The 26247-nt window shown below is 65.4% G+C and carries 21 protein-coding genes and 1 tRNA gene; 8 read left to right on the top strand and 14 right to left on the bottom strand.

Annotated features, from left to right (window positions below):
* Positions 1-254: 254 nt before the first annotated feature.
* The 9 genes from ACOI1H_RS15150 to ACOI1H_RS15190 form a co-directional block, all read right to left on the bottom strand.
* Positions 255-1337, bottom strand: coding sequence for a BMP family ABC transporter substrate-binding protein (locus ACOI1H_RS15150; RefSeq protein WP_422438675.1), 1083 nt, complete (start codon positions 1335-1337; stop codon positions 255-257).
* A 26-nt stretch (positions 1338-1363) separates the two neighbouring features.
* Positions 1364-2278 (bottom strand): ABC transporter permease, encoded by a 915-nt coding sequence (locus ACOI1H_RS15155; protein ID WP_422438695.1) that lies wholly within the window; start codon positions 2276-2278, stop codon positions 1364-1366.
* Positions 2278-3360: an ABC transporter permease gene (locus ACOI1H_RS15160; protein WP_422438676.1), complete on the bottom strand. Its 1083-nt coding sequence runs from the start codon at positions 3358-3360 to the stop codon at positions 2278-2280. Before ACOI1H_RS15160 ends, ACOI1H_RS15155 begins: the two co-directional genes overlap by 1 nt.
* Positions 3361-3483: 123 nt before the next feature.
* On the bottom strand, positions 3484-5007 hold the full coding sequence (locus ACOI1H_RS15165) for an ABC transporter ATP-binding protein (protein WP_422438677.1): 1524 nt from the start codon (positions 5005-5007) through the stop codon (positions 3484-3486).
* Positions 5004-5741: a xanthine dehydrogenase accessory protein XdhC gene (gene xdhC, locus ACOI1H_RS15170; protein WP_422438678.1), complete on the bottom strand. Its 738-nt coding sequence runs from the start codon at positions 5739-5741 to the stop codon at positions 5004-5006. Before xdhC ends, ACOI1H_RS15165 begins: the two co-directional genes overlap by 4 nt.
* A complete protein-coding gene (xdhB, locus tag ACOI1H_RS15175; RefSeq protein WP_422438679.1) occupies positions 5738-8152 on the bottom strand; it encodes a xanthine dehydrogenase molybdopterin binding subunit in 2415 nt (804 codons plus the stop codon). Before xdhB ends, xdhC begins: the two co-directional genes overlap by 4 nt.
* Positions 8149-9507: a xanthine dehydrogenase small subunit gene (xdhA, locus tag ACOI1H_RS15180; RefSeq protein WP_422438680.1), complete on the bottom strand. Its 1359-nt coding sequence runs from the start codon at positions 9505-9507 to the stop codon at positions 8149-8151. The genes xdhB and xdhA overlap by 4 nt, the downstream gene beginning before the upstream one ends.
* Positions 9508-9697: 190 nt before the next feature.
* Positions 9698-10177, bottom strand: coding sequence for an SRPBCC domain-containing protein (locus tag ACOI1H_RS15185; protein ID WP_422438681.1), 480 nt, complete (start codon positions 10175-10177; stop codon positions 9698-9700).
* The gene (locus tag ACOI1H_RS15190) at positions 10167-10505 is read right to left on the bottom strand and encodes an ArsR/SmtB family transcription factor (RefSeq protein ID WP_422438682.1); all 339 of its coding nucleotides are present in this window, start codon (positions 10503-10505) and stop codon (positions 10167-10169) included. Before ACOI1H_RS15190 ends, ACOI1H_RS15185 begins: the two co-directional genes overlap by 11 nt.
* Positions 10506-10752: 247 nt before the next feature.
* Between ACOI1H_RS15190 and dnaE the strand changes: the two genes are divergently transcribed.
* Both dnaE and ACOI1H_RS15200 read left to right on the top strand, forming a co-directional pair.
* A complete protein-coding gene (gene dnaE / locus ACOI1H_RS15195; RefSeq protein WP_422438683.1) occupies positions 10753-14277 on the top strand; it encodes a DNA polymerase III subunit alpha in 3525 nt (1174 codons plus the stop codon).
* Between the two features lie 69 nt (positions 14278-14346).
* Positions 14347-14910, top strand: a complete 564-nt coding sequence (locus tag ACOI1H_RS15200; protein ID WP_422438684.1) for a hypothetical protein — start codon at positions 14347-14349, stop codon at positions 14908-14910.
* Positions 14911-14977: 67 nt separating this feature from the next.
* Here the strand turns inward: ACOI1H_RS15200 and ACOI1H_RS15205 are convergent, their stop codons facing one another.
* On the bottom strand, positions 14978-15181 hold the full coding sequence (locus tag ACOI1H_RS15205) for a SlyX family protein (protein ID WP_422438685.1): 204 nt from the start codon (positions 15179-15181) through the stop codon (positions 14978-14980).
* 252 nt (positions 15182-15433) lie between these two features.
* On the opposite strand from ACOI1H_RS15205, the gene hisS reads away from it, so the two are divergent.
* The 3 genes from hisS to hisG are packed head-to-tail and all read left to right on the top strand — an operon-like array spanning position 15434 to position 18860.
* Entirely contained in the window at positions 15434-17092 is a 1659-nt protein-coding gene (gene hisS / locus ACOI1H_RS15210) for a histidine--tRNA ligase (RefSeq protein WP_422438686.1), read from the top strand.
* Complete coding sequence (locus ACOI1H_RS15215) at positions 17089-18171, top strand: ATP phosphoribosyltransferase regulatory subunit (protein WP_422438687.1); 1083 nt, start codon at positions 17089-17091, stop codon at positions 18169-18171. The genes hisS and ACOI1H_RS15215 overlap by 4 nt, the downstream gene beginning before the upstream one ends.
* Complete coding sequence (gene hisG / locus ACOI1H_RS15220; RefSeq protein WP_422438688.1) at positions 18168-18860, top strand: ATP phosphoribosyltransferase; 693 nt, start codon at positions 18168-18170, stop codon at positions 18858-18860. The genes ACOI1H_RS15215 and hisG overlap by 4 nt, the downstream gene beginning before the upstream one ends.
* Here hisG and ACOI1H_RS15225 read toward each other — a convergent pair.
* Together ACOI1H_RS15225 and ACOI1H_RS15230 are read right to left on the bottom strand one after the other, a co-directional pair.
* Positions 18857-19897, bottom strand: coding sequence for a hypothetical protein (locus ACOI1H_RS15225; RefSeq protein WP_422438689.1), 1041 nt, complete (start codon positions 19895-19897; stop codon positions 18857-18859). The two genes, hisG and ACOI1H_RS15225, sit on opposite strands and share 4 nt — an antisense overlap.
* 27 nt (positions 19898-19924) lie before the next feature.
* Positions 19925-20164, bottom strand: a complete 240-nt coding sequence (locus ACOI1H_RS15230; protein WP_422438690.1) for a hypothetical protein — start codon at positions 20162-20164, stop codon at positions 19925-19927.
* Positions 20165-20355: 191 nt separating this feature from the next.
* Here ACOI1H_RS15230 and ACOI1H_RS15235 point away from each other — a divergent pair, with 191 nt between their 5' ends.
* Positions 20356-21123 carry a GH25 family lysozyme gene (locus ACOI1H_RS15235; RefSeq protein WP_422438691.1) on the top strand — a complete coding sequence of 256 codons (768 nt, stop codon included), beginning with the start codon at positions 20356-20358 and terminating at the stop codon, positions 21121-21123.
* Between the two features lie 109 nt (positions 21124-21232).
* On the opposite strand, the gene ACOI1H_RS15240 is transcribed toward ACOI1H_RS15235, so the two are convergent.
* Both ACOI1H_RS15240 and ACOI1H_RS15245 read right to left on the bottom strand, forming a co-directional pair.
* Entirely contained in the window at positions 21233-22792 is a 1560-nt protein-coding gene (locus ACOI1H_RS15240) for an AMP-binding protein (RefSeq protein ID WP_422438692.1), read from the bottom strand.
* Between the two features lie 128 nt (positions 22793-22920).
* Positions 22921-23352, bottom strand: a complete 432-nt coding sequence (locus ACOI1H_RS15245; protein ID WP_422438693.1) for a DUF1489 family protein — start codon at positions 23350-23352, stop codon at positions 22921-22923.
* A 144-nt stretch (positions 23353-23496) separates the two neighbouring features.
* On the opposite strand from ACOI1H_RS15245, the gene ACOI1H_RS15250 reads away from it, so the two are divergent.
* Together ACOI1H_RS15250 and ACOI1H_RS15255 are read left to right on the top strand one after the other, a co-directional pair.
* Positions 23497-23604: transfer RNA gene (locus ACOI1H_RS15250), tRNA-OTHER, on the top strand.
* 22 nt (positions 23605-23626) lie between these two features.
* A complete protein-coding gene (locus ACOI1H_RS15255) occupies positions 23627-25894 on the top strand; it encodes an adenosylcobalamin-dependent ribonucleoside-diphosphate reductase (RefSeq protein WP_422438694.1) in 2268 nt (755 codons plus the stop codon).
* Positions 25895-26247: the final 353 nt, after the last annotated feature.

Below are 26247 nucleotides of genomic sequence, written 5' to 3' on the forward strand. Positions count from 1 at the left end.
ACCTGTCGCTGCTCGGCGTGCGCCTGACCCCCGGCGAGACGTTGACCAACGATGAAGTCGAAGAGATCAAGCGCATCATGAACGACGAATCGAACCTGGCGCTGAAAACCTCGCGCATCCAGATCATCGCCGATGGCGACGACGGCGTTGGCATCGATACCGATATCGACGACTGACCGGCACGCTGAAAGATGCGTTGAAAATTGAAAAGGCCCGCCGAACCGGCGGGCCTTTTGCATAAGCAAACGACGGGCTTATTGTGGAATATCGCCTTCGATCCCTTCGACATAAAAGTCCATGCCCAGCAGCGTGGCGTCGTCCGCCGTCTCGCCCTCGGCCAGCCAGGCAGAGCCGTCCTGCTTGTTGATCGGCCCGGTGAACGGATGCACGTCGCCCGCCGCGATGGAATCGCGCAGGGCTTCGGCGCTGGCCTTGACCTCGGCGGGGACGGCGTCGCTGATCTCACCGATGCCGACCATGCCGGCGCCGATCCCGTCCCAGGTCGTGTCGCTGGTCCAGGTGCCGTCCATCACAGCCTTTGTGCGCGCGATGTAGTAGGGGGCCCAGTTGTCGATGATCGAGGATACGCGCGGCATCGGCGCATATTCGGACATGTCCGACGCCTGCCCAAAGGTATAGACGTTGCCCGCCGCCTGTGCGGCCGCCTGCGGCGCGGTGGAATCCGTGTGCTGCAACACGACGTCGGCCCCCTGTTCGATCAGCGTCTTGGCAGCGTCCGCCTCTTTTGCCGGGTCGAACCAGGTGTAGGCCCAGACGATCTTGAACTGCACGTCCGGGTTGACGGCTTTCGCCGCCAGATAGGCAGAGTTGATGCCGCGAATGACCTCGGGGATCGGAAAGGACCCGATGTAACCGACGATGTTCGATGTCGTCAGATGACCCGCGATGTGCCCTTGCACGGCGCGACCTTCGTAGAACCGGGCCGAATACACGCCCACGTTGTCGGCGGTCTTGAAGCCGGTGGCATGTTCGAACTTCACGTCGGGGAATTTGGCGGCGACTTCCATCGTCTGGTCCATGTAGCCGAACGAGGTGGTGAAGATCAGGTCCGCACCGTCCAGCGCCATCTGCTGCAACACGCGCACGGCGTCAGGGCCTTCGGGCACGGATTCGACATAGACGGTTTCCACGGCGTCGCCGAATTCATCGGCCACGGCCTGACGGCCCTTGTCATGCTCATAGGTCCAGCCGCCGTCACCCACGGGGCCGATGTAGATGAAACCGACCTTGGTCTTGTCCTGCGCCAACGCGGGCAGACCCGTCGCGGCAAGGGCGGCGGCGGCGACGCCGGATGCAAGCAGAGTTCTTCTTTTCATTGTGGTTTTCCCCGTTGGTGGCCGCCCTACCGGGCAGCGTGAAAGATTCGTCCCAGTGATCCGGGCGCCCGTCCGGCGGACATGATGACCAGAACCGCGATGGTGGCAAGATAGGGTGACATCGAAAGGTACTCGACCGGCACCCGCGCCCCGGCCGCCTGCAGATTAAGCTGCAACACCGTGACGCCGCCAAAGAGATAGGCACCCAGCAGCAGACGCCACGGCCGCCAGCCAGCAAAGACCACGATGGCGAGTGCGATCCAGCCTGCGCCCGCCGTCATGCCCTCGGTCCATTGCGGCACCCGGACAAGTGACAGATAGGCCCCGCCAAGCCCCGCGCAGGCCCCGCCGAACATGATCGCCAGCATCCGCGTCCGCCGCACGTGATAGCCCAGCGCATGAGCGGCGTCGTGGTTCTCTCCCACTGCCCGCAGGATCAGGCCCGCCCGCGTCCGATTGAGGAAGAACCAGACGCCCGCCACGATCCCGATGCCAAGATAGACCATCGGATCGTGCTGGAACACGATGGGTCCGACGAACGGAATGTCGCTCAGCACCGGTACGTCCCAAGTGGGAAAGGCAGGCGCGCGGATGCCACGATAGCTTTGCCCCATCAGCGCCGACAGCCCGAGCCCGAACAGCGTCAGTGCCAGACCCGTCGCCACCTGGTTCGACAGCAGAAACTGCGTCAGCACGCCGAACAGCAGCGACAGCAGCGCGCCGCCGACCGCCGCCCCCAGAAATCCCAGCCAGGGCGATCCGGTCGCCACCGCCACGATGAACCCGCAGACGGCACCCGTGATCATCATGCCTTCCACACCCAGATTCAGCACGCCGGCACGTTCGACCACCAGCTCTCCGATCGCGGCCAGCAGGATCGGCGTCGCGGCCACCATCAGGGACGCCAGCAGCAGGATCGGATTGATCGCACTCAGGTCCATCACGCCACCGCCTTTTGGGTCAGGCGCAGGCGATAATGGGTCAGCACATCCACCGCGAGCAGGAAGAACAGCAGCATCCCCTGCAACAGCGAAATCGCCGCCGCCGGCAGGCCAAGGTTGCTTTGCGCGATGCCACCGCCGATGTAGGTCAGCGCCATCAGCCCGCCCGCCAGCAGGATGCCGACGGGATGTAGCCGGCCCAGAAACGCCACGATGATCGCGGTGAATCCGTAGCCCACGTTGAAATCGATCGTCACCTGCCCCGCAGGCCCCGCTACCTCGAACATGCCGGCAAGACCTGCCAGCGTGCCCGAAATGCCCATGCAGATCAGGATCATCCCTGCCGGGTTGACCCCCGCGAACCGTGCGGCGCGCGGGGCCTGCCCGGCCAGCCGCACCTGGAACCCGAAGATGTGCCGCGACAGCACCACATAGGCGAGGATCACCGCGATCAGCGCGAAAACGACACCCCAATGCATTCCCGACCCCGAGATCAGGTCCAGATTGGCGGCACTCGGATACTGCGACAGGTTCCGGCTGCCTGGAAATCCCATGCCCTCCGGGTTCTTCAACGGCCCCAGCGCCATCGCCGCCAGCAGGCTTTCGGCCACATAGACCAGCATCAGGCTGACGAGGATTTCGTTCGTCCCGAACCTGACCCGCAGCACGCCGGGGATCATCGCCCAGACCCAGCCGCCAAATGCACCTGCCGCGATCATCAGCGGAAAGATCAACCGGTTCTCGGTCGGATAGAACGCCAGCCCCACCGCAGCGCCGCACAGCGCGCCGATGATGTATTGCCCTTCCGCCCCGATGTTCCAGATCCCCGCCCGGAACCCGAAACTGAGGCCGACCGCGATCAGCACCAGCGGTGCCCCCTTGATCAGCAGTTGCGGGCGATAGAACCAGGCGTTCTGCGAAAACAACGGGTCGAGGAAGATGGTCCGGATCACCTCCACCGGGTTCTTGCCCAGTGCCGCGAACAGCGCGCCGCCCACCAGCATGGTCAGCACCACCGCCAGCACGGGTGCGGCATAGCTCCATGCCCGGCTCGGTTGCGGACGCTTCTCCAGCACGATCATGCGCCGACCCCCAACTTCATCTGGCCAGACAAACTCCCGCCGGAGGCGCCTGTGCCGACACCGGACAGGGCCGCCGGACCTAGCGCCCTTTCGCCCCAAGGACGCGCCTGCGACAGGCGCCCGTCACTCTGCCACATGCGCGGCCTCCAGATCATGCGCGCCGCCCAGCATCATCCCGATTTCGTCGACGCTCAGACCCCGTGCGGGCCGCGACTTCGACAGCCGCCCGTCAGTCAGCGCACAGAAGCGGTCCGACACCTCCATCAATTCGTCCAGATCCTGAGAGATCACGACGACCGCCACACCCTCATCCGCCAGCGTCAGCAGCGCCTGCCGGATCGCCGCTGCGGCGGCGGCATCCACGCCCCAGGTCGGCTGGTTCACCACCAGCACCTGCGGCGATTGCAGGATCTCGCGCCCGATGACGAACTTCTGCAAGTTGCCGCCCGACAGCGACCGCGCCGTGTTCCCCGGCCCCGGCGTCCGCACGTCGAAGACCGCGATGATGTTCTCTGCAAAGGCCCGCGCGTCGCTCCAGCGCAAAAAACCATTCCGCGCCAGTCCCTTGCGGGTCACCCCGGTCAGAAGCGCGTTTTCGGTCAGCGTCATGTCCGGGGCCGCCGCATGGCCCAGCCGTTCCTCGGGCGCGCACAGCAACCCCGCCGCCCGCCGTGCTTCAACCGACGCGCGGCCCATCGGCACCTCTGCCAGCAGAACCATGCCGTCGGTCACGCGCATCTCGCCGGACAGGGCCGCAATCAATTCGTCCTGCCCGTTACCCGCGACGCCGCCGATCCCCAGCACTTCGCCGCCGCGCACCGTGACGCTGATCTCCTTCAACGCCGTGCCGAACCGATGCGGCGCAGGGGCGGTCAGCCCCGCCAACCGCAGCAGCACCGGCCCCTCGGGCCGCGAAACGCGCACCGGGGCCTGCAGGACAGCGCCCACCATCAGTTCCGCCATTTCGCGGGGGGCCGTCCGGCGCGGATCGCAGGTCGCGACGACCTGCCCCTGCCGCAGCACCGTGGCGGTGTCGCACAGCGCCGCGATCTCGCCCAGCTTGTGGCTGATGTACAGGATCGCCGTCCCCTCGGCCGCCAGCTTGCGCAGGGTCAGGAACAGGATGTCCACCTCCTGCGGCGTCAGAACCGAGGTCGGCTCGTCCATGATCAGCAGTTTCGGATCCTGCAACAGGCAGCGGATGATCTCGACCCGCTGCCGTTCGCCCGCCGACAGGTCGCCCACGACCCGGTCCGGGTCCAGTGGCAGGCCGTACATCCGGCTCACCCGCCGCACCTCCTCCGCGATGGCGCGGGGGGACGGCGGATCGTCCATCCCCAGAACGATGTTTTCAGCCACAGTCATCGCGTCGAACAGGGAGAAGTGCTGGAACACCATCGCCACGCCCGCCCGCCGCGCGGCGCCCGGGTCGGCGGGCGCAAAACCGGCGCCGTTCAGCGTCATCGTACCGGCATCCGGCTTCACAAGGCCATAGACCGTCTTGACCAGCGTCGATTTGCCCGCGCCGTTCTCGCCCAGCAATGCGTGGATCTCGCCGCGCCCGATCTGGAACGACACCTCCCGGTTGGCGACGACACCGGGATAGGCCTTCGTCAGCCCGTCAAGGCGCAGCAGGGTCTCGCTCATCCGGCCTCCTCGGTCCGTTGTCCGTTGCGCCCCAGCATCGCCATGGCGACGCCAATGGCAATGGCCTGCGGATGTTTTCCCAAGGACGGATCACCGATCGGGCAGGCGATGCGTGCAATTGCGGCAGGCGCATGGCCCAGACTTGCCAGCCGGTTGCGGAACCGCGCCCATTTCGTCACCGACCCGATCAATCCCGCACTGGCAAAGGGCCGCGACAGCACCACGTGACACAAGGCAAGGTCGATGTCGTGGCTATAGGTCAGAATCAGGTGATGTGCCGCGTCGGGCGCATGGACCATCGCCCGCGCCGGATCGGTGGCCACCAGTGTCGTGACCGCGGCATCGGGCGGAAACCGGTCCGTGCCGGTGTCGACCCAGGTGATGTCCCACTCGGGCAGGGGGGCCATGACGCCGACCAGTGCCCGTCCCACATGACCTGCGCCCCAGATCCACAGCGGCGCACCGGGCGTGGTTGCCAACCCCTCGGCCACGGCGAAGTCCAGCGTCACCGATCCGCCACAGCATTGCCCCAGCGCCGGCCCCAGCGGCCACGTCATCACCGCCGCGGCGCGCCCGTCGGCCAGCATCGCGCGGGCCTCCCGCATCGCCCGCCATTCGAGCGCGCCGCCCCCGATGGTGCCCTCCGTCCGGTCCGCCCAGACCATCATCTGCGTGCCGGGTCCACGCGGCACGGACCCCGCCGTCCGCGCCACGGTGATGCAAATCCCGCTCACGCGCGCGCCCGGTTGATCGCCGCCAGCACCGCCTCCGGGGTCGCCGGGGCCTGCAGGTCGGGCCAGGCAGCACCACAGGCCGCCACCGCATCGCCAAGCGCCAGGAATGCCGAAATCCCCAGCATGAACGGCGGCTCGCCCACCGCCTTCGACCGATAGATCGTCGCCGCCGGATTGGGCTGATCCCACAGGGCCACGTTGAAAACATCCGGCCGGTCGGCGCAGGCGGGGATCTTGTAGGTGCTGGGTGCATGGGTCCGCAGGCGGCCCCTGTCGTCCCAGATCAGCTCCTCGGTCGTCAGCCAGCCCGCGCCCTGCACATACCCGCCTTCGATCTGTCCCAGATCGATCCCCGGGTTCAGCGATGCCCCGGCGTCGTGCAGGATGTCGCAGCGCAGGATGCGGTTTTCGCCGGTCAGCGTGTCGATCACCACCTCCGTCACCGCGGCCCCCTGCGCAAAATAGAAGAACGGCCGCCCCTGACCCTTCACCCGGTCCCAGGCGAGGTCGGGCGTCTTGTAGAACCCCGTTGCCGACAACGACACGCGGTTCTGGTAGGCGGTGGATACGGCGGCGGCAAAGCTCATCGTGTCGCCCGCCACCTGCACCTGCCCGTCCACGAACCGCACCGTATCCGGTGCTACCTGATGCAGCGCCGCCATACAGACGGCGATGCGGTCGCGGATCGTGTCGCAGGCAATGGCCACCGCCATCCCGTTCAGGTCCGCCCCGGATGACGCGGCCGTGGCCGAAGTGTTCGGCACCTTGCCGGTGTCCGTCGCGGTAATCCGGACGGCGGCCACATCAATGCCGAACCGCGCCGCCGCGATCTGCGCGACCTTCTGAAACAGGCCCTGTCCCATCTCGGTCCCGCCGTGGTTCAGATGCACCGACCCGTCCTGATAGACATGCACCAGCGCTCCCGCCTGATTGAGGTGCGTCAAGGTGAAGGAAATCCCGAACTTCACCGGCGCAAAGCCGATGCCCCGCTTCAGCAGCGGGTTGCCCGCGTTCCACTCCGCAATCGCTTCCTTGCGCGCCGCGTAGTCGCTCGTTGCCAGCAGGCTCCCGGTCATTTCGTCCAGAATGAAATCCGTGACCGCCATCCCGTAGGGTGTCGCGTTCACGACCTCGGCCGGCACCGTGGCCCGGTCGTCCGCCGTCACCTGTGCCCCACGCGATGCCACATCTTCCGTATTCATCTGGCCGGATAAACTCTCGGGGGGGGCCGCAGGCCGGGGGGCAGACAGCCCCCCTCCGACCTCGCCCATGGGAGCGTAGTAATTCACCTGCCGCACCGCCACCGGATCAAGCCCCAGCACATGGCACACGTGGTCCATTACCCGCTCGATCCCCAGCACACCCTGCGGTCCGCCAAAGCCGCGAAAGGCCGTGGCGCTTTGCGTGTTGGTCTTCAAGCGGTGCGACGTGATGCGGCAGGCATCCAGCAGATAGGCGTTGTCGGCGTGCAGCATCGCCCGGTCGGCCACCGGCAGGGACAGGTCCATCGCCCAGCCGCAGCGGGTGTAATGTGTGAAATCCACGCCTGTCAGGCGGCCCCGATCATCGAAGCCCGCGTCATAGTCGATGCGGAAATCGTGCCGTTTGCCGGTGACGATCATGTCGTCGTCGCGGTCATAGCGCATCTTGCAGGGCTTGCCGGTCAGCCGTGCGGCGACGGCACAGGCGACTGCCAGCGCGTTGCCCTGGCTTTCCTTGCCGCCGAAACCGCCGCCCATCCGGCGCACCTCGACGCGGACACCGTGCATCGGCACGCCCAGCGCCTCGGCCACCTTGTGCTGGATTTCCGTCGGATGCTGGGTCGAGGAATGGACGACCATGTCGCCCCCTTCCTGCGGCAGCGCCAGCGCAGCCTGACCTTCAAGGTAGAAATGCTCCTGACCGCCCATCTCGATGCGGCCCTGCACCCGGTGCGGTGCCTGTGCCAGTGCAGTGGTCACGTCGCCCTTCGTCCAGATGCGCGGTCCATCCTCGAACCGGGCATTCGCGGCCAGCGCCTCTTCGACGGTCAGGATCGGGGTTTCGGCCGCGATCTCGACGCGGCCCAGCCGCGCCGCATGGCGCGCGGCCAGATGGCTGATTGCCACCACGGCAAAGATCGGTTGACCGGCGTAATGCACCCGGCCCATGGCCAGCAACGGCTCGTCATGGTTGCTGGGCGACACGTCGTTGACGTAGGGCAGGTCGTCGGCCGTCAGCACCGCGACGACACCGGGTGCCGCGCGGACCGCCGACAGGTCCATGCCCGTGATTGCGCCGCATGCGACATCCGACAGGCCGAAGGCCAGATGCAGTGTCCCCGCCGGCACAGGCAGGTCGTCGATGTAGCGCGCGGCCCCTGTCACATGAAGGGTGGCGCTGTCGTGGGGCAGGGGGCTGGCGACGCTCATGCGATGACCCTCCGCACATCCACATCCGCGCCGGACAGATCCGCGAAGTAGCGCCGCAGCATGTTCTGCGCCGCCTCCAGCCGGTATGCGGCGCTGGCGCGCATGTCGGACATCGGCTGGAAATCCGCGGCAAAGGCGGGCAGGGCGGTCGTGATCGTGGCCTCCGTCCACGGCTGGCCGATCAGGGCCGCCTCTACTGCCGCGGCGCGCATCGGCACCCCGGCCATGCCACCGAAGGCGATGCGTGCAGCCGTCACCTGACCATTGTCGACCGTCACGTCGAACCCGCCGCAGACCGCACTGATATCCTGATCGAAGCGTTTGGACAGCTTGTAAACCCGGTGCGCCGACCGCCCGCGCGGGATCGTGACACCGATCACGAACTCGCCCGGCTGCCGGTCCTGACGCCCGTAGGCCAGAAAGAAGTCCTGCAGTGGCAGATCGCGCACCGCTTCGCCGCGTCGCAGGTGCAGGGTCGCATCAAGGGCGATCAGCGCGGGCGGGTTGTCACCGATCGGGCTGCCGTTGGCGATGTTGCCACCGATGGTCGCCGCATTGCGCACCTGCACCGACCCATAGCGCCGGATCATCGCGGCGTAGGACGGATAGTCGTCCGCCACCGCATCCAGCACGCGGGTCATGGTAACGCCCGCGCCAATGCGGATGGCATCCTCGGTGATGTCGATCCCCTGCAAGTCCGTGCAGGCGTGCAGGAACGCCACTTCGCCCAGCTCTCGAAACTGCTTCGTCACCCAAAGCCCCACATCCGTCGCCCCCGCGATCAGCGTGCCATCCGGGTGGTCGAGGCACCAAGCCGCCAGCGCGTCCACCGTGGCCGGGGCCGCATCGGTTGCTGACGCGCCCTCTTTGGCCAGGTCTTCGTGCATCCATGACGGCACCGGGGCCGCCTCTGCCGCGCGCGCCGCGCGAATGATCGGCGCATAGCCGGTGCAGCGGCACAGGTTGCCCGCCAGCTGGTCATCGTGGTCGGTGCGGCCGTTCAGATGCGCGGTGGCCATGCTGACGACGAACCCCGGCGTGCAGAAGCCGCATTGCGAGCCGTGGTGATCCACCATCGCCTGCTGCACCGGGTGCAGCCCGTCCGGCCCCGCGATGCCTTCGACCGTGCGCACGGCCTTGCCGGCCAGCTGCGGCACGAAGAGGATGCAGGCGTTCAGCGCGCGGGCCCCGTGATCGTCCGTCACCATGACCGTGCAGGCCCCGCAGTCGCCTTCGTTACAACCTTCCTTCGTGCCGCACAGGCCTTTCGCCTCGCGCAGAAAATCGAGCAGGGTGACGGTGGGGGCCACGTCCGCAGTGACAGTCTCTCCGTTCAGAAGAAACGTGATGTTCATGTGATAACCTGCCGCGTTACCAGGGTCTGTCGGGGCATGGCGCGACGTCGATGCGGCGTAGAGGTCGGCCCCCGTTTGGATCACCAAAGCGGGTCGCGGCGCGATTTGCAAGGGTGGAGGGGGCCAGCCCCCCGGCTGCGCCGCCCCCCGAGATATTTTCGACGAGAAGAAGGGCGGACACATGCCTCTTTTACAGGCCGCCCGCGACTTCTTCCAGTTGCGTTGTGGCCGTGCCCCAGCCGTCGAAGAAACGCATGTCCTTGTGCGCCTGAGCGGCCTCTGGCGTCGCATGCATCACCGTGGCGGTGTAGGTGCAGCCGTTTGGGGCCTGTGCGATCAGGATTTCGGCGGTGAAGGCGAAGTCCATCGGGCCATCGCCCATCCGGTTCGGCTTGAAGCCCGGCCCCAGCGCATTGGTCCAGACCAGACGGCGATCGGTGTCGGCAACCAGGATGCAACCGGCATCGCCGGCCATGGTGCCGTGGTCCGGCACGACCATCACGGTGCGGAACGTGCCGCCGGGAGTCGGGTCGATCTCGACCTCTGTCGTCTTGACCGGTCGGGGGGTGAACCACTGCTTGATCAGATCCGGTTCCGTCCAGCAGCGCCAGACGTTTGCGGGGCTCGCCTTCAGCGTCCGCGTGAAGGTCAGTGTCAGGTCATCGCTCATCGTCGGTCCCTTTCTCCAGTGCCAAGGCAAGCTGGTCGATGTGATCCAGCCGCGTTTCCCACAGTCTGCGCTGCCAGGCGAGCCAGCCCTGCGCGGTTACCAGCGGCGTCGCGTCGAGGTGACACATCCGCACGCGCCCTTTCTTGATCGTCTGCACCAGACCCGCCTTTTCCAGAACCGCGAGGTGCTTCATGAAGGTCGGCAGCGCCATCGGATGCGGTGCAGCAAGGTCGCTGACCGACGCCGGACCAGACGCCAGCCGTTCCACCACGGCCCGGCGCGTCGGGTCGGACAGGGCGGCAAAGAAGTGGTTCAGGTGCATCGTCATGAAGGTATCGTGGCAGCGCGCGGGGCCTGCGTCAAGTTACTTAGCCTATTGGGTAACTGATGCGCGGCATACCGCTCCGGCAGGCGCATGATCGACATCAGATGCGGCACCGGACCGGAAAGGTCTGCGTCGGCGAGAGTTGGGCATTGCGCATGTCGGGGTCAGCGCCATGGCAGACGTCAGGGCAAGGCCGGTCGGACATGCTTTCACGGTTTCACCTTGCGAGGCGCGCGCCTATGCTGGCTCCATGTCAGCACCCCGATTCATTCATCTGCGCGTCCACACGGAATATTCTCTGCTCGAAGGGGCCGTTCCGGTCAAGAAACTTGCGGGCCTCGCCGAGGCGGCAGGCATGCCCGCCGTCGCGATCACCGACACGAACAACATGTTCGCGGCGCTGGAATTCAGCGAATATGCGTCCAAGGCCGGGGTGCAGCCGATCGTCGGCTGCCAGATGTCGCTGGCCTACACGACACCCGAACCGGGCAAGCGCCCGCCCGATCCCGCGCCCATCGTCCTGCTGGCGCAGTCCGAAGCGGGGTATCTGAACCTGATGAAGCTGAACTCGTCAGCCTACCTCGACGGTGACGGGCAGCTGCCGCAGATCGATTTCGACGATCTGAGCCATCACAATGCGGGTTTGATCTGCCTGACCGGCGGGCCGGACGGCCCTGTCGGGCGGCTGTTGCGGCAAGGTCAGCGCCCCCGTGCCGAACAGGTCATGGAAACGCTGCACAGCCTGTTCGACGACCGGCTTTACGTCGAGCTGCAACGCCACCCCGACGGTGGCGGCCTGCCAGAGGCAGAGGCCCTGTCCGAGCGGGGCCATATCGAGATGGCCTACGCCAAGGGCCTGCCGCTGGTTGCGACCAACGACGTCTATTTCCCAAAGACCGGTCTATACGAGGCGCATGACGCGCTGCTGTGCATTTCCGAAGGCGCCTATGTCGACCAGTCAGAGCCGCGCAGGCGGTTGACGCCGCAGCATTATTTCAAGTCGCAGCAGGAAATGGCGACGCTGTTCGCCGATCTGCCAGAGGCGCTGGAGAATACGGTCGAGATTGCGAAACGTTGCGCCTTCAAGGTTTACAAGCGTCCGCCGATCCTGCCGAAATTCGCGGCCGACGAGGTGGCCGAATTGCGTCGGCAGGCCGAGGAGGGGCTGAAATTTCGCCTCTCGATCATCCCGCACGCGGTTTCGGTGGAAGACTACGAAAAGCGCCTCGCGTTCGAGCTGGACATCATCGAGGGGATGGGCTTCCCCGGCTATTTCCTGATCGTGGCCGACTTCATCAAGTGGGCCAAGAATGAAGGCATTCCCGTCGGGCCCGGTCGCGGGTCGGGGGCAGGATCACTCGTTGCCTATGCCCTTTTGATCACCGACCTCGATCCATTGCGGTATAGTTTGCTGTTCGAGCGTTTCCTGAATCCGGAACGGGTCTCGATGCCGGACTTCGACATCGACTTCTGCATGGACCGCCGCGAGGAGGTGATCCGCTACGTCCAGACGAAATACGGCCGCGACAAGGTCGGCCAGATCATCACCTTCGGCGCGCTGCTGTCCAAGGCTGCCGTGCGCGACGTGGGGCGCGTGTTGCAGATGCCCTACGGCCAGGTGGACCGCCTGTCCAAGATGATCCCGGTCGAGGGCGTCAAACCCGTCAGCATCGAAAAGGCGCTGGCCGATGAACCGCGCCTGCGCGAGGAAGCCAAGAACGAGGAGGTTGTCGACCGCCTGCTGAAATACGCGCAGCAGGTGGAGGGCTTGCTGCGCAACGCCTCTACCCACGCCGCCGGTGTCGTGATCGGTGACCGCCCGCTGGACGAATTGGTGCCGCTGTATCAGGACCCCCGGTCCGACATGCCCGCGACCCAGTTCAACATGAAATGGGTCGAGCAGGCCGGTCTGGTGAAGTTCGACTTCCTCGGCCTCAAGACCCTGACGGTGATCCAGAACGCCGTGGAGTTGGTGCGCAAGACCGGTCGTACGCTGAACGTCGCCGCCGACGGCACGCGGCTTTATGAGCCGCCCGCCGGCTTCGAATACGACATCGGGGCGATCCCGCTGGACGATCCGGCGTCCTACAAGCTTTACGCCTCTGCCAAGACCGTCGCCGTGTTCCAGGTGGAATCCTCTGGCATGATGGACGCACTGAAACGGATGAAGCCCACCTGCATCGAGGATATCGTGGCGCTGGTGGCCCTCTATCGCCCCGGCCCGATGGAGAACATTCCGGTCTATTGCGAGGTCAAGAACGGCCTGCGCGAGATTGAATCCGTCCACCCCTCCATCGACCATCTGCTGGCGGAAACGCAGGGCATCATCGTCTATCAGGAACAGGTGATGCAGATCGCACAGGTCATGGCGGGTTATTCGCTTGGCGGAGCCGACCTGCTGCGGCGTGCGATGGGCAAGAAGATCGCCGAGGAGATGGCCAAGGAACGCCCGAAATTCGAGAAGGGCGCGATGGCGAACGGCGTCGACAAGCGCAAGGCGTCAGAGGTCTTCGACCTGCTCGAGAAGTTCGCCAACTACGGCTTCAACAAATCCCACGCCGCAGCCTACGCCGTCGTCAGTTACCAGACCGCATGGCTCAAGGCGAACCACCCGGTCGAATTCATGGCCGGCGTGATGAACTGCGACATCCACCTGACCGACAAGCTGGGCGTCTATTTCCAGGAGGTGAAGAAGGGCCTTGGCCTGTCCTACATCCCGCCCTGCGTGAACCGGTCGATGGCGACCTTCGACGTGAAGGACGGCAAGCTGGTCTATGCCTTGGGCGCGCTGAAGAATGTGGGCGTCGAGGCGATGAAGCTGATCGTCGAAGGCCGTCAGGCCGAAGGGCCTAGCGGCAAGATGATCGACCGGCCCTTCGTGAACCTCTTCGACGTGGCCCGCCGCGTGGACCTGAAGCGCGTCGGCAAGCGCCCGATGGAAATGCTGGCGCGGGCAGGCGCGTTTGACATTCTGGACCCGAACCGCCGCCGCGTCATGTCGTCCCTTGATGCGCTGGTCGGATACTCCGCCGCGATCCACGACCAGAAGGCCAGCAATCAGGTCAGCCTGTTCGGAGAGGCCGGTGACGACCTGCCCGAACCGCGTCTTGCGGGCGGCGACGACTGGCTGCCGGCGGAACGGCTGGCCGAAGAATTCAAGGCCATCGGGTTCTACCTCTCGGGCCATCCCCTTGACGACTACATGGGCGCACTGAAGCGCAAGGGCGTGCTGACGCTGGACGAGGTCTTGGTCAAGGCCGAGCGCGCCGCCTGCATCGTCAAGATGGCGGGCACCGTGTCAGGGCGTCAGGAACGCAAGTCCGCACGCGGCAATCGCTTTGCCTTCGTGCAGCTTTCGGACCCGACCGGGCAATACGAAGTCACGATGTTCAGCGACACGCTGGAACTGGCCCGCGCGCACCTCGAAACCGGCAACCAGATCGTCCTGCAATGCGAGGCGACGATGGAATCCGACCAGTTGAAGCTGCTGGGCCGGTCCGTCAGCCCGATCGACACCGCCGTCGTGGATGCGACGACCAACGGGCTGCGCGTGTTCCTCGACTGCGCCGACGCGATCCCCTCGGTCGCGTCGGTGCTGGAATCGGCGGTGCGCGACAAGGTGAAGGGCGCGCGCGGGCCGATCTACTTCTGCCTGATGGACCCGTCCCTGCCGGGAGAGGTCGAACTGGACCTGGGCCAGGACTTTCCTGTGAACCCGCAGATCAGGGGTGCCTTGCGCAGCCTTGGTGGCGTGATCGAGGTCGAAGACGCCTGATCACGCCGAAGGGACTCGCCTTGTGGTGCCCGTGTGATACTTCCCCTTGGACGCATCCGGGGGGACAGCATGAAGACCTATGTGACCAGCATCGCGCTTTGCGCTGCCCTGTCGGCCTGCGCCGGCACCGGTGGGGTGCCCGTCGTGAACAGCGACGTGGACGTGGCACAGGCGGCCCCGGGGGCTGGTCTGCCTTTCGGGCAAATCGACACGACCTGCGGCGCGGCGGCCAAAAGCCTGGGTCAGCCCGTCGTCACCGCCGCCGGATACACAGTCTATGACAGCAATCCGACCAGCACCGTGCCGCGCGCCCACTATGTCGACGGGTTTACCGATGGGTGCCTGCGCCAGTTCACCGCGGCACTCGTGCTGATGGGCGACGTGGCGACCCATGAAGGGGTCCGGTATCAGGCGGCGAACACGCGCCCCTATTCCAGCACCGATACGACATACGAGGTGATTAAGGCCGCCTATTGCGGCGTGTCCTCTGGCCAGCCCTGCGGCGCGCGGATCGACGCGCTGGGCCGGCGGACCGTCTTCGTCACGGCCTATCCGTCGTTTTCGGACAGCGACAACTGGGTGGAATACCTGCTGCACGAAGGTGTCGTGGCCGAGGCGGGCGACGAACGCTAGGGCAGAGGGGGCGCTGCCCCCGGCTGCGCCTCCCCCGGAGTTTATCTGGCCAGATGAAAGGCCGACACTACCAGTGCGGCGGCCGCTGGTCGCCCAGTGGGATGGTGCCGCCAGCGTCGGCTTCGCGTGTCGCCTCACGCTGCATCAGCATCTCGATCCGGCGGGTCGCAACGTCCAACTCCCGGTCCTGCCGGGCGACGACATCGCTCAGATCCTCGACGAGGCGAGTCAGATGGGCAATCTGTTCTTCAAGGCGCAGGATATTGGTCATGGCAGGATATCGGTCATGGCAGGATATCGGTCATGGCGGGATATGTAGCGCGGGCAGACGGGCCGCGCCACAGGTGTTGCGTCCTGCTGAGCTGAAAGCGTAAATAAACCATTAATAACAATGTTCTATATGACATAATATGTATCGCATGCGAAACATTCCGACTTTCCGGCGGTCTTGACCCCGTCATTGCCCCGCAGGCGGTTGCGGGGTATGTCGCGCAGCGAACGATGCCGTCGTCAGAGGACCATCATGGCCAAGGACAAGAAGACCCCGCGCCCCAAGGCTGAAACGCCAAAAGGCTTTCGTGACTATCGCGGTGCTGAGGTGACGCAGCGCACCGAAATGCTGCGCAAGATCGCCGAGGTCTACCATCGCTATGGCTTCGACCCATTGGAGACGAGCGGAGTCGAAACGGTCGAGGCGCTGGGCAAGTTCCTGCCCGACGTGGACCGCCCGAACGAGGGTGTGTTCGCATGGGAAGAGGACGGCGACTGGCTCGCCCTGCGCTATGACCTGACAGCACCCCTTGCGCGCGTCGCGGCGCAGTATCGCAATGATCTGCCCTCGCCCTATCGTCGCTACGCGATGGGTCCGGTCTGGCGCAACGAGAAGCCGGGTCCGGGGCGGTTCCGGCAGTTCTATCAATGCGATGCGGATACGGTGGGCGCACCTTCGGTCGCGGCGGATGCCGAGATCTGCGCGATGCTGGCGGACACGCTGGAGGCCGTCGGGATCGCCCGTGGCGACTACGTGATCCGCGTGAACAACCGCAAGGTCCTGAACGGCGTGCTGGAGGTGGCGGGCCTGTCCGGTGACGACAAGGAAGCCGAGCGCGGCATCGTGCTGCGCGCCATCGACAAGCTGGACCGGTTGGGGGTGGACGGCGTGCGCGCCTTGCTGGGTGAGGGGCGAAAGGACGAGAGCGGGGATTTCACGAAGGGGGCGGGGCTGGACTTGCTTCAAATCGAGAAGATTATGGGCTTCGTCGATTGCAAATCAGTGGTCGCAGACAATCTTGCGAGAGAAGCTGCAAACGCACGCGATGAAGGCGATACGGACCGCGAGGATCGGCTAACTTGGGCGCGATATTCAACTGACATAGCTTTTGGAGAGCGCGAGGAACGCGTGAGATATGGAGCTTACCGCTCAATCTGGAATACGCGTGTCGTGGACCATCTTCGCAATTTGGTCGGGACATCAGATATTGGTTTTCAAGGCGTTGAAGAGCTGGGTCAAATTCACAGTTACCTTGAATCTGGCGGATATTCGGACTGTCGTTTGGAATTCGACCCCTCTGTCGTCCGGGGTCTCGGCTACTACACCGGGCCGGTGTTCGAGGCGGAACTGATCTTCGACGTGACGGACGAAAAGGGCAATGTGCGCAACTTCGGTTCGGTGGCTGGTGGCGGGCGGTATGATAATCTGGTGAAGCGGTTCACCGGGCAGGAGGTGCCTGCAACGGGTGTGTCCATCGGTGTCGACCGGTTGCTGGCCGCACTCCATGCCACGGGGCGGCTGGAGACGCAGGACGCGGGGCCGGTCGTCGTGACGGTCATGGATAAGGCGCGGATGGCGGATTATCAGACGATGGTAAAGAAATTGCGGGACGCATTGATTGATCCTGCCGATCCCTCAAAGGGTCGAATTCGGGCGGAAGTCTACCTTGGCAATCCGAAGAACTTCGGCAATCAATTGAAATACGCCGACAAGCGCAATTCACCCATTGCCGTCATTGCGGGCGGAGATGAATTCGACCGGGGTGTCGTGCAGATCAAGGACCTGATCCTTGGGGCCAAGATCGCGCAGGACGCCACGGCCGCGGAATGGAAGGATCGGCCGCAACAGCGGGAAGTGCCGCTGTCCGATCTGGTGGCTGAAGTGCAGAAGATGCTGGCGGGGCAGACGTGACCCTCGCGTCCGTCCTCGCAGAGGCCGACCGCCTGTGCGACATCTTTGCCGGGCGGGATGCGCTGGTGGTGCAGACCGACGTGCTGCAACCGGCGGATACCCTGCTGGACCTTTACGGCGAGGACATTCGCGGGCGGTCCTATCTGACCGCCGATCCGATCCGGGGCGAGATGGTGCTGCGGCCCGATTTCACCGTCCCGGTCGTGCAGATGCACATGGAAACCCACGCGGACCCCGCGCGCTATACCTACGCCGGCAAGGTCTTTCGCAAGCAGGACAGTGACCCGGAGCGTGCGAACGAGTTCGTGCAGGTCGGATACGAGGTCTTTGACGGCGGCAATCCGGCCCTGGCGGATGCAGAGGTCTTTGCCGCGATTCGCGATGCCTTGGGTGACCTGCCGCTGCGGGCGGCGACGGGCGACATCGGCATCCTGATGGCCGCCGTGGGCGGTCTGCGCACGTCGCAGGCGCGCAAAGCCGCATTGATGCGGCATATCTGGCGGCCCAAGCGGTTCCGCGCGCTGCTCGACCGTTACGGTGGCCGGTCGCCTGTTCCGCCGACCCGGACGGCGCTGCTGGCGGCGGACGATCCCTTTGCCCATGCCGGTCCCGACATCGGCAAGCGCAGCAGGGTCGAGGTCGCAAACAGGATCGCCGTGCTGCGCGCCGACGCCGCGACCGCCCCGATCAGCGGCGAGGAGCTGGCGCTGCTGGATACGCTGATGGGCCTGCGCGAAACCTCGGATCACGTGCTGAGCCAGTTGCGCGACATCGCCGTCGACATGCCGGCCATCGGTCCCGCCGTCATGCGGCTGAACGCGCGGTTGGACGCGCTGGAAGACTACGGCGTCGACATCGCGACGCTGGAGTTCGAGGGCAGCTATGGGCGCACGTCGCTGGAATATTACGACGGCTTCGTCTTTGGTTTCTATGCGGCCGAGGACCCGAATCTGCCGCCGGTCGCTACCGGTGGGCGCTATGACGCGCTGACGGCACGGCTGGGTGAAGGCCATGCGGTGCCTGCGGTCGGCGGTGTCATCCGGCCCGATCTGGTGCTGCGTCTGCGGGGGACGCTGTGATGCTGAAACTTGGCGTGCCGTCCAAGGGGCGGCTGATGGAGAAGACGTTTCAGTGGTTCGGCCATCGCGGCGTGACCCTGCGCAAGTCGGGAACTGACCGGGAATACGCCGGGGCCGTCGACGGGATCGACGGTGTGGAACTGGTCCTGCTGAGTGCCGGCGAAATCCCGCGCGAACTGGCGGCGGGACGCATCCAGATGGGCGTCACGGGGTCCGACCTTATGCGCGAAAAGCTGGTGAACTGGGAAAACGCGGTGCGCGAGGTGGCGCTGCTGGGGTTCGGCGGTGCGGACCTGATCATCGCGGTGCCGCAGGCCTGGGTCGATGTCGATACGCTGGACGATCTGGACGCGGCGGCGGCGGCGTTCCGGGCTACCCACGGCCACCGCCTGCGGATCGCGACGAAGTATCACCGGCTGGTGCGCGACTTCCTGAAACAGGCGGGTGTTGCGGATTACGCCTTGGTGGATTCCCAGGGTGCCACCGAGGGCACGGTGAAGAACGAGACGGCCGAGGCGATTGCCGACATCACCTCGACCGGCGAAACCCTGCGCGCGAACGGGCTGAAGATCCTGTCGGACGGCATGATCCACGCCAGTCAGGCGACGCTGTTCCGCACCTCGCGCCGCGACTGGTCGATGCAGCAACGCGAGACCTACAAACGGCTGGAGCGTCTGCTGGGCGTCTAGTCGCCTTGGCAGAACGCGAAGGACCGGGTGTCGTCCGGGCCTTCGGTCAGGGTAAAGGCCAGATCGCCGTCCAGCGTCACCGTCAGGGGCGTGGTCGACGGGGTGCCGCTGTCGGTATCGGTGCAGGTCTGGATGCCGCGAAAGCTGTCGCCGTCGCGTTTGGGTGCATAGAAGGTGCAATCGCGTGTCGCGGGTCCGTTGAACCCCGCACCGGTGAACTCCCGCAGGCCCGCATGGGGCGCGTCACCGCAGGACAGTTGCGAATCGACGTAGGTGCCGGGGGGCAGGGGCAGCCGCTGTGCCGGTTGCCCCGCGTCGGGCGGTCCGAAGGCGGTGATGACGGGCAGGCCGTCGGCGGCGGGATCGGCGGCGAAGGCGGCTCCGACCACGGTGCGCCGGAAGCCGTCCGGCAGGGCCTTGGCGGCGATCCAGTCGGCACATTCGGGGGCGGCGCAATGGGCCAGACCGTCGAGGGTGCCTTCAAGCTGCGGGCCGTAGGCGATCAGGCATTCACTGTCGCATTGAAGTCGGCTCAGCCGGACAGGCTTGAACCGGGCGGCGTCATAGGCCTGGGCCGCAGCCTCCATCTGCGCGTTGATGTCGGTGAGGTCGGGGTCGGCGGCGGGCGGGACCGCAATCGTGCCGGGCAGGGGGGTGTCGGGCGGGCCGAAGGCGGTGATGGTCGGGAAATCGGTCGTCATGACGTTGTCGCTGGCATCGACCTGCGTGCCGGTCCTGAGGGCCGCACCGACGATGCCCAGCGTCAGGTCGGGCGGCAGGGCCCCGTTCGCGAACCAGTCGGCGCATTGCGGGGCGGTGCACAGTGCGCTGGAGTCTGCCGCACCCTCGGTCTGTTCGATGAAGTCGATATAGCAGTTGTCGCCGCAGGTCAGGCCGGTCATGCGGATCGGCTTGAACTGCGCCGCATCATAGGCGGCGGTGCTGTCCCCCGGACTTGCCCCCGTCAGGCAGCGGGTGACATCGGCGGCGATGCCGGGAGCCGTGATGGCAAGGCTGTCCGGCCCGGTCGGTCGCACGACGAGGTTCAGAACGGTGTCGTCAGGCTAACGCCGCACCTCGATCACGAGGCGGTCGGTCGTGCCATAGATTCCCCGGACGTCGAACCGGGTGGCATTGCCGCGCAGGCCGGGATGGCCGAACTCCCAGGTGCCGACCTCGGTAGCGCAGGTGCCACCGTCGCCTTGCCACAGCCCGACGATGCGACTGTCGTAGGTCTGGCGCAGATCGTCCTGCGCAGTGGCAGTGGTGGCGAGCAGGGCGAGGGCAAGGGTGGTGCGGTGCATGGCGGGGTATCCTTTCCATCGGGTGCGACGCCAGACCCAACGCACAGCCCGCGCCGAAGGATGCGGCCGTGCAGCGCACCGCGCGCCATTGTGCCGAAATTCAGACGCAGAACACCATCCTGCGGTTGACAGTGCCGGGTGCCCATGCGGTTCTGTCGTCAAGGTGACGTGGTTTTTATGTGGGAGCCGTGATGCGGTCATTTGTCTGTCTTGCCCTGGCTGCGGTGCTTCTGGCGGGGTGCGGCGGGCGATCCGCAGTGGTCAGCCGGGCAGCACCGGTGACCTACCCGGCCTTTGCCGACGCGGAACCGCACGACAACGTGGGGCAGTTGCCGTCCTATTACCCGGTTCACGGGGTCGACGTGTCACGTTATCAGGGCGACGTCAATTGGCGTCAGGCCCGGGCGGGCGGCATCTCCTTTGCCTACATGAAGGCGACGGAAGGAGGCGATCTGGCCGATCCGATGTTCCACACCTACCGCGCAGGTGCCGCCGCGGCGGGCGTGCGTCACGGGGCCTATCACTTCTACTATTTCTGCCGGACGCCGCAGGAACAGGCGGCCTGGTTCATCGCCAACGTGCCACGCGACCCCGCCGCCTTGCCGCCGGTGCTGGACATGGAATGGAACCACCAGTCGCGGTCCTGCAACCGCAAACCATCGGGTGCGCAGGTTCGGGCCGAGGCCACCGTCTTCCTCGACATCCTCGAGCGGCATTACGGCAAGCGGCCGCTGGTCTACACGACGCCGGATTTCTACTGGGACACGGCGCTGGGCCAGTTGCCGCGCACGCAGTTCTGGCTGCGGTCCGTCGCGGCGCATCCGTCAGAGCGGTATCCGGGCGAAGGCTGGGCATTCTGGCAATATACCGGCACCGGCATCGTGCCTGGCATCGCGCGCCCGGTCGACATCAATGCCTTTGCCGGTAGTCACGCCCAGTGGAAAGCGTGGATCGAGTAAGCGTGTCGCGCCGCGCTGCGCAGGGTTGATCCGCCGGGGGCGCTGCCCCCGGACCCCCGGGATATTTTCGACCAGAAGAAGCGGGACTCGGGCCGACCGCGTCGCTGTTTCAGCACTCAGCCTTGACCCGGTCGCGCAGGAAGCGACGGAGGATCTTGCCGGAGGCCGATTTCGGGATTTCGGCCACGAAGTCGATGCGGTGGACCTGTTTGTAGGATGACAGGGTTTCGGCGAGATGCGCCCTGATTGCGGCGGCGTCCGGACCGTTTTCGGTGCGCACGACGAAGGCCATCGGGATTTCGCCGGCTTCCGCGTCGGGCAGGCCGATCACGGCGGCATCGGTCACGCCGTCCATGCCGACGATGGTGGCTTCGAGTTCGGCCGGGGCGACCTGAAAGCCCTTGTATTTGATCAGTTCCTTCAGGCGGTCGACGATGAACATCTGACCGTCTGCGTCGATCATCGCGATGTCGCCGGTGCGCAGCCAGCCGTCCTCCACGATGGTCTCGGCGGTGGCCTTTGGGTTGTTCAGGTAGCCTTGCATGACGTTCGGCCCCTTGATCCAGAGCTCGCCTTCCTCGCCCGCCTCCATGTCGGCCCCGGTTTCGATGTTCACGATCCGGCACTGGACGTTCGGCGCGGCAAGGCCCGAGGCACCGGGCTTTGCCTCGTCCCGCGGCGACAGGTGGCTGACGGGCGACAGTTCGGTCATGCCGTAGCCCTGCAGGGACACGCAGTTCAGGCGGCGGCCCACGGCGTTCGACAGTTCGGCCCCCAGCGGTGCGGCACCGCAAAAGACCTCTTGCAGGGACGACAGGTCGAATTGATCGATCAGCGGGTGCTTGGCCAGCGCCAGCGCCACGGGCGGGACGATCCACATGCGTCGCGCGGCGTGGTCCTGGCTGATGCGCAGGAAGAGTTCGAGGTCGAAGCGCGGCAGGGTCACGAGGCAGCCGCCACCTGCAAGATGGACGTTCATCATGACGGTCATGCCATAGATGTGAAAGAACGGCAGGAAGGCGGCGGCGGTCTCTCCGCGCTGGAAATTCGCACCTTCGATGATCTGGTCGACGTTCACGACAAGATTGCGATGCGACAGCATCACGCCCTTGGGCAGGCCGGTGGTCCCGGACGAATAGGGCAACACGACCGTGTGGGTGTCGAAATCGATGCCGACCTGTCCCGACAGCGGATCGCCCATCAGGTCGGCCAGTTCCGGCGTGCCGGGGGCCGCACCGATGGTGGCGATGCCGGTGACAGCGGTATCGCCGATCGCGTCCCGCGCGGTGTCGAGGAACATCGGCACGGTGATCAGGTATTCCGCGCGGGAATCCTGTAACTGATGACGCACCTCGGAGGCGGTGTAGGTCGGGTTGATCGTCGTGATCGTCCCGCCCGCATAGGCGATGGCGTGGAAAATGACGCAGTATTCCGGGCAGTTCGGGGCCATCAGCGCAATGGTGTGACCCGCGCCGAGGCCCCGCGCCGTCAGGCCACCGGCCAAGTTTTCGACCTGTTCGATGAACTCTGCGGCCGTCAGGGTGCGGCCCGTGGGGCCATCGGTCAGCACGACCTCGTTCGGGCGGTGACGCAGACCCTCGAAGACGCGGTCGGTGATCGAGATGTCGCGCAGGGCGATGTCGTCGAATGAACTCTGGAAAATGGACATGGCGGCTCTCCTCTTGGGTCGGAGTGTGCAACGCGGCGGGCCGTCTGTCACCGGGTTTGACGCAAGGTCACGGCAGGTCGGCGGCGGCGGAGCCTCCGGCGGGAGTTTATGGGCCAGATGAATGCGGATCAGAGCACGCCGATGGCAGCGAGGGCCTTTTGCAGATCGGGGGGCAGGGCATCCTCGGCCTGCTGCGCGTCCGTCAGGTCGCGGGGGGCGTCGGCGGGTGCGAGGTAGCGCCAGCCCTGGAACGCCTTCTTCGGGGTGGAGGCCGTGCGGATCACCTCGGGGGCCAGCACCAGTCCGCAGCGTCGGATGCCATCCTGGCCCGTCACCTCTTGCAAAGCGACGATACGCTGCCGGCACTGGATCACGCCCTTGATGACCCAGTAGATGCTGCCGCCGTCCAGCAGCTCGGATTCGCGTTTCGGCCACATGCGGGTGACATGCCGATACGGGCCATCAGCGCCCTGCCGGGCGCGCTGACGCTGCCACGCGGTCAGGTCGGCGATGGATTCCGTGCCGACGGAAAGTTTCACCAGATTTATGTGGTTCGACAAGGCGGTGCCCCAGATGTGGTGGTGTGTTTGGCCGTTTATCACGCCTGCCGGCGCAACGGAAGGCAGGCGGACGATTGCGCCGGGCGGGGTTTCGGCTTATGGATTGAGTCCCGCATCCGAAAGATTTGGAGGCGGGAAACTCAAAGCGGCATAGCTCAATTGGATAGAGCGCCACGCGACTGGAATCAGTACTTCACCAAAGTTCTGGTTACCGTGTGGGGGATGCGGGTTCAAGTCCTGCTGCCGTTCCCAACATTAAAAGCAGGATAGCTTCATGACCCGATTTGCCGCCCCCATCGCCGAACAGATATGGGACATGAAGTATCGCTTCAAGGCGGCGGACGGCACGCCCAGGGACGTGACGGTCGAGGATACATGGCGGCGCATCGCCACCTCGCTGGCTGCCGCGGAGGCAGACCCTGCGGCCTGGGAGGACACGTTCTACGCCGCGCTTGAGGATTTCAAGTATTTGCCGGCGGGTCGCATCACGGCCGGGGCCGGGACGGCGCGGCAGGTTACGCTGTTCAATTGTTTCGTCATGGGGACGGTGCCGGACAGCATGGGCGGAATTTTCGACATGCTGAAAGAGGCCGCGCTGACCATGCAGCAGGGCGGCGGAATCGGCTACGATTTCTCGACCATCCGGCCCAAGGGGGCGGCGGTGCATGGGGTGGCGGCGGATGCGTCCGGCCCGCTGTCGTTCATGGTCGTCTGGGACGCGATGTGCCGCACGATCATGTCGGCAGGGTCGCGCCGGGGGGCGATGATGGCGACGATGCGCTGCGACCATCCGGATGTCGAGGATTTCATCACCGCCAAGCATGACGCGGCACGCCTGCGCATGTTCAACATGTCGGTGCTGATCACCGATCCGTTCATGGACGCCGTGAAGGCCGGGGGCGACTGGGACCTGGTATTCGGCGGCACGGTCTATCGCACCGTCAAGGCGCGCGACCTGTGGGACGCGATCATGCGGTCGACCTATGAGGTGGCGGAGCCTGGTGTGATCTTCATCGACCGGATCAATGCGGCCAACAACCTGAGCTATTGCGAGACCATTGCCGCGACGAACCCCTGCGGCGAGCAGCCCCTGCCGCCTTATGGGGCCTGTCTGCTGGGGTCGATCAACATGGCCCGGCTGGTCAGCGATCCGTTCGGCGATGCGGCGGCGCTTGATGTGGACGCGCTGGGCACGCTGGTCGCCACGGCGGTGCGCATGATGGACAATGTCGTGGACGTCAGCCAGTTCCCGCTTGAGGCGCAGCGCCGCGAGGCGCAGGCCAAGCGGCGGATCGGACTTGGTGTCACCGGGCTGGCCGATGCGCTGCTGATGGTCGGCCTGCGCTATGGCTCCGAAGAGGCGGCGCGTCAGACCGACCGCTGGATGCACGCGATCGCGCGCGCCGCTTATCTGGCGTCGGTCGATCTGGCGAAGGAGAAGGGTGCCTTCCCGCTGTTCGACGCAGAAGCCTTCCTTGCGTCCGGGGCAATGCAGGCCATGGACGAAGACGTGCGCGATGCGATCCGGGAACACGGCATCCGCAACGCCCTGCTGACCTCCATCGCGCCGACGGGCACGATCAGCCTTTATGCGGGCAATGTGTCGAGTGGGATCGAGCCGGTCTTCGCCTATGCCTATACCCGCAAGGTCCTGCAGAAGGACGGCACGCGGACCGAGGAAGAGGTCGTCGATTACGCCGTGCAGATGTGGCGCGACCTGAATGGGGACGCGCCCTTGCCCGACTACTTCGTCAATGCACAGACGCTGGCCCCGCTGGACCATGTGCGGATGCAGGCGGCGGCACAGACCTGGATCGATTCGTCGATCTCCAAGACGATCAACTGCCCGGAGGATATCAGCTTCGACGACTTCAAGGAGGTCTACATGGCCGCCTGGGATCAGGGCTGCAAGGGCTGCACGACCTACCGCCCCAATGCGGTGACCGGGTCCGTGCTGAGCGTGTCCGACGACAAACCCGTGGCTGTCCCGCACGAGGGCGGTGGGGCCGAGGTCGTCTACATGACCGAACCGCTCGACCGTCCGACGGAACTGGAGGGGGCCACCTACAAGTTGAAGTGGCACGACAGCGAGCATGCGATCTACATCACGGTAAACGATCTGGTGGTGGCCGGGCACCGGCGCCCTTTCGAGGTCTTCATCAATTCCAAGAACATGGAGCATTTCGCCTGGACCGTGGCGCTGACGCGGATGATCTCGGCCGTGTTCCGGCGCGGCGGCGATGTGACCTTCGTGGTCGAGGAACTGAAGGCCGTCTTCGATCCGCGCGGCGGGGCCTGGATGCAGGGCAAATACGTGCCCTCGATCCTCGCGGCCATCGGCGGCGTGATCGAAAAGCACATGATCGCGACGGGCTTCCTGTCGGGCGAAGGCGAAGGGCTGAAGACCGACCCGCAGGCGGATGTCGTGAACCTGACAGGTGCCCCGCGCGGTAAGGCCTGCGGGTCCTGCGGCAGCTACGACCTGCGCATGGTCGAAGGCTGCATGACCTGCGGCAGCTGCGGGTATTCGAAGTGCGGGTAGGCGGCGGAGGCTGTCGATGAAGTGAGATGAAAAAAAATGTTTGTCCATTTTAGCCCACTTTCTGTCCATTATAGCCGCCAAAGTTTGTCCATCGGCCCATTTCTGGGCCGATGGGCCTTAAAAACCTCGCAAAAGCGCGGTCGGATGCGCGCTGGGATGAAGTAACGAGCAAGTCGTGGATGCCGCGCCACAGAGCAAGGAAAGGGCCGCGAATTAATTCGCTGCCCTTTCTGATTTTATCTTGCCATCTCTCAGACGTTCAATTCGTCCAGGGCAAACAGGATGATTAGCAGGTATTCCGGATCGAAATTCTACGCGGTGCTTTTCACGCGAACGGAGTTCGGCCTGCAACC

Source organism: Loktanella sp. DJP18, from assembly GCF_049310965.1.
In the GTDB taxonomy this organism is placed as follows: domain Bacteria; phylum Pseudomonadota; class Alphaproteobacteria; order Rhodobacterales; family Rhodobacteraceae; genus Loktanella.

Excerpts from the sequence above, each read along its gene's own strand:
- ACOI1H_RS15155 (WP_422438695.1), bottom strand. The coding sequence starts at position 2,278 with ATGGACCTGAGTGCGATCAATCCGATCCTGCTGCTGGCGTCCCTGATG.
- xdhA (WP_422438680.1), bottom strand. The coding sequence starts at position 9,507 with ATGAACATCACGTTTCTTCTGAACGGAGAGACTGTCACTGCGGACGTG.
- ACOI1H_RS15205 (WP_422438685.1), bottom strand. The coding sequence starts at position 15,181 with ATGACCAATATCCTGCGCCTTGAAGAACAGATTGCCCATCTGACTCGC.
- ACOI1H_RS15160 (WP_422438676.1), bottom strand. The coding sequence starts at position 3,360 with ATGATCGTGCTGGAGAAGCGTCCGCAACCGAGCCGGGCATGGAGCTAT.
- ACOI1H_RS15200 (WP_422438684.1), top strand. The coding sequence starts at position 14,347 with ATGAAGACCTATGTGACCAGCATCGCGCTTTGCGCTGCCCTGTCGGCC.
- ACOI1H_RS15255 (WP_422438694.1), top strand. The coding sequence starts at position 23,627 with ATGACCCGATTTGCCGCCCCCATCGCCGAACAGATATGGGACATGAAG.
- ACOI1H_RS15150 (WP_422438675.1), bottom strand. The coding sequence starts at position 1,337 with ATGAAAAGAAGAACTCTGCTTGCATCCGGCGTCGCCGCCGCCGCCCTT.
- hisS (WP_422438686.1), top strand. The coding sequence starts at position 15,434 with ATGGCCAAGGACAAGAAGACCCCGCGCCCCAAGGCTGAAACGCCAAAA.
- ACOI1H_RS15235 (WP_422438691.1), top strand. The coding sequence starts at position 20,356 with ATGCGGTCATTTGTCTGTCTTGCCCTGGCTGCGGTGCTTCTGGCGGGG.
- dnaE (WP_422438683.1), top strand. The coding sequence starts at position 10,753 with ATGTCAGCACCCCGATTCATTCATCTGCGCGTCCACACGGAATATTCT.
- ACOI1H_RS15230 (WP_422438690.1), bottom strand. The coding sequence starts at position 20,164 with ATGCACCGCACCACCCTTGCCCTCGCCCTGCTCGCCACCACTGCCACT.
- ACOI1H_RS15165 (WP_422438677.1), bottom strand. The coding sequence starts at position 5,007 with ATGAGCGAGACCCTGCTGCGCCTTGACGGGCTGACGAAGGCCTATCCC.
- ACOI1H_RS15190 (WP_422438682.1), bottom strand. The coding sequence starts at position 10,505 with ATGACGATGCACCTGAACCACTTCTTTGCCGCCCTGTCCGACCCGACG.
- ACOI1H_RS15240 (WP_422438692.1), bottom strand. The coding sequence starts at position 22,792 with ATGTCCATTTTCCAGAGTTCATTCGACGACATCGCCCTGCGCGACATC.
- ACOI1H_RS15185 (WP_422438681.1), bottom strand. The coding sequence starts at position 10,177 with ATGAGCGATGACCTGACACTGACCTTCACGCGGACGCTGAAGGCGAGC.
- xdhB (WP_422438679.1), bottom strand. The coding sequence starts at position 8,152 with ATGAGCGTCGCCAGCCCCCTGCCCCACGACAGCGCCACCCTTCATGTG.